The sequence below is a fragment of the Singulisphaera rosea genome (genome assembly GCF_054877945.1).
In genome coordinates this window covers 1-255 of the sequence record NZ_JBTYIP020000179.1, presented here as the reverse complement: position 1 = coordinate 255, position 255 = coordinate 1, and the positions used below count along the sequence as shown (strand labels likewise).

Annotated in this window: 1 protein-coding gene; it reads left to right on the top strand. The window is 62.7% G+C overall.

What is annotated here, in order from left to right:
* Positions 1-23: 23 nt before the first annotated feature.
* Positions 24-255, top strand: a 232-nt coding sequence (locus ACYOEI_RS41585; protein ID WP_462856512.1) for a hypothetical protein, incomplete at its 3' end; no start/stop codon positions are given.

The window sequence follows — 255 nt, the reverse complement described above, 5'->3', positions numbered from 1 at the left end:
CGGTGTTTCGTCCCGAGGGTCAATTGAACGACCGAGTCTGGGCGGAGCAGCAGATCGCCTTGGCGCTCCCTTTGTTGTCGGGTCGTGAGTGGTCCAAGGTCCGAAACTACCTCCAGACCCCGGAGACATTGACGTTCCTGGACCGCCTGCACCGTCAGTTGCAGGAAGCGGTCCCCGAAGTCGAACTGCGAACCGAGTTGGTGCGGTTGTGGTGGTTGCGCCGGCAGCGGCCGCGATCGAACAGCAAGGGTGACG